This window comes from Streptomyces scabichelini (assembly GCF_011045015.1).
Lineage (GTDB): Bacteria > Actinomycetota > Actinomycetes > Streptomycetales > Streptomycetaceae > Streptomyces > Streptomyces scabichelini.
On the sequence record NZ_JAAKZY010000441.1, the window covers coordinates 1 to 2,304 of the forward strand.

Here is a 2,304-nt window from a genome sequence, read left to right on the forward strand (position 1 = left end):
CTGTCACGCCACCCGCGTGAACTCGACCGTCACCTCCGGTGGCCCTCCCGCCACTCCCCGGTACACCCCTTTGTGCGGCGTCACGTCGTCGTAGTCGCGGCCCCGGCCCACGACCACGTGGGAGTCGTCGGCGCGGACGCGGTTGGTGGGGTCGTAGCCGGTCCAGTCGCCCGCCCAGTACTCGACCCAGGCGTGGCTCTGGCCTTCGACGGGGCGGTGGAGTTCCGCGTCGCGTTCGGGGTGGAGGTAGCCGGAGACATAGCGGGTGGGCAGGCCGAGGGCACGCAGCAGGCCCGCCGTCAGGTGGGCGATGTCCTGGCAGACGCCCGCGCCCTGCTCCCAGGCCTCGGCGGCGGCGGTGTTCACGCCGGTGGAGCCGGGGATGTACGACACGTGGTCGGCGACCAGGGACGAGACCGCCACCGCCGTCTCGTGCGGGTCCAGGCCGGACGCGGCCTCGCGGGCCCGTTCGACGAGTGAGTCGGGCATGGCCGTACGCGAGGTCGGTGCCGCGTACTCCAGCAGGCGGGAGTTCGCGACCCGCTCCGCCACTTCCGCCCAGGTCGGGGCCGTCGGAAGCCCGCCCGGCGGAGCCGTCTCCACCAGGCTCACCGCTGTGATCGTCAGGTCCGCGTGCGGTTCCATCAGGTCGAAGCCGGTGACCTGGGTGCCCCAGTAGTCCCAGTACGACCAGGTCGGGGTGGAGGGGTTCACGAGGACGCGGGCGTCCAGCGTGGTCTGGCTCGGGAGCGTCAGCGGTGTCATGCGGACCTCGTTGTGGGAGGAGACCGCGGCCTGTGCGTACGACACCTTCGTGGTGTGCCGGATGCGGAGTCGGCGCGTCATGGCGTGCTCACGCTCCTTCCTGGGCCCACTCGACGGGCCCCTGGTACGGGAAGAACTGCTCCGCGACCGCCTCGGCGGAGGTCATGCAGGACGTCTGCAACTCCCGGAGCAGAGAGGGGAGTACGTCCTCCAGGGCGCCGGAGTCCTGATACTCCAGGCGCGTACGCATCCTCCCTATCGGGCGGCGCGCCGGGTCCTGGCGCTGGCGCCCGAGCGCCGCCAGGCACTCCTCCGCCGTGGTCAGCGCGTGCAGCACCGAGCGCGGGAACTCCCGGTCCATGATGAGGAACTGGGCCACCCGCGCCGTGTCCCCGAAGCCGCCGTACACGCGCGCGTACGCCTCGTCGGCCCCGCTCGCGCTGAGCAGCGTCGGCCAGTCGGGAGCATGGGCCGCGTCGAGGACTCGTACGGAAAGCAGCCGTACGGTCATGTCCACCCGCTCCAGGCTCCGGCCGAGGACCACGAACCGCCAGCTGTCGTCGCGGCTCATCGTCGAGTCGGCGAGGCCGAAGAAGAGGGCGGCCCGGCGGCGTACGAGTTCGAGATAGGCGTACGGGCCCGTGCGGCGGGCCGCCATGCGCTGGTCGGCGAGGGCGTGCCAGGTGGAGTTGAGGCACTCCCACATCTCCGACGACACCGCCTCGCGGGCGCTCCTCGCGTTCAGGCGGGCGGCACCGAGCGCGCCCTCGATGGAGCAGGTCGAGCGTGCGTCGAAGGCCAGCTGGTCAAGTACCTGCTGCATGTCGACGCGTTCGTCGCCCGCGTCGACGCCGAGGATCGCGTACAGCGAGCGGCAGGCCACGTCCTCGTCCCGCCAGGGGTCTTCAAGGAGCCGGTGCAGATACGCGTCGAGGATGCGGCCGGTGGCGTCCGCGCGCTCGACGTACCGGCCCGTCCAGGTCAGTGCTTCGGCGATGCGGGAGAGGATCACGTCGTTCACGGCCGTACCTCCTCGATCAGTGTTCGCCCCGGCCGGGGCTCCGTCCGGGGGTGTCCGGTGCGGCGTGTGGTGCGGCGTCTGGTGCGTGGTCGTCACTGCTGCTGTGCCCCTTCCTGCGCGACGAGGCGCTCCCCGTCGGGGCCGAGCTGGCGCGGGACGACGTCCGGTACGGCTGTGGGCTCCTCAGGGAGCGGTCCGCCCTTCGGACCCTCGGCGAGCACCCAGGTGTCCTTGGAGCCGCCGCCCTGGCTGGAGTTGACGATGAGGTTGCCCTCCTGGAGCGCGACCCGGGTGAGCCCGCCCGGCAGCACCCACACATCGCTGCCGTCGTTCACGGCGAACGGCCGCAGGTCGATGTGGCGGGGGGCCATCCGGTCGCCCGCGAGGGTGGGGGACGTGGACAGGGCGACGGGCCGTTGCGCGATCCAGCCGCGCGGATCGGCGATGACCTCTTTGCGTACGCGATCCAGCGTGGCCTTGTCCGCGTGCGGACCGATCACGATGCCCTGCCCGCCCGC

General features: G+C 72.0%; 3 protein-coding genes. All 3 read right to left on the reverse strand.

The window, feature by feature from the left end:
* Positions 1-3: 3 nt before the first annotated feature.
* A complete protein-coding gene (locus G5C60_RS50455; protein ID WP_165271013.1) occupies positions 4-846 on the reverse strand; it encodes a transglutaminase family protein in 843 nt (280 codons plus the stop codon).
* Between the two features lie 7 nt (positions 847-853).
* Entirely contained in the window at positions 854-1,786 is a 933-nt protein-coding gene (locus G5C60_RS50460; RefSeq protein ID WP_165271015.1) for an alpha-E domain-containing protein, read from the reverse strand.
* Between the two features lie 92 nt (positions 1,787-1,878).
* On the reverse strand, positions 1,879-2,304 hold a 426-nt coding region (locus tag G5C60_RS50465), incomplete at its 5' end, for a circularly permuted type 2 ATP-grasp protein (protein ID WP_206441014.1).

Bases quoted from the DNA above. Each gene is read 5' to 3' on its own strand.
- G5C60_RS50455 (WP_165271013.1), bottom strand. From the start codon at position 846: ATGACGCGCCGACTCCGCATCCGGCACACCACGAAGGTGTCGTACGCA.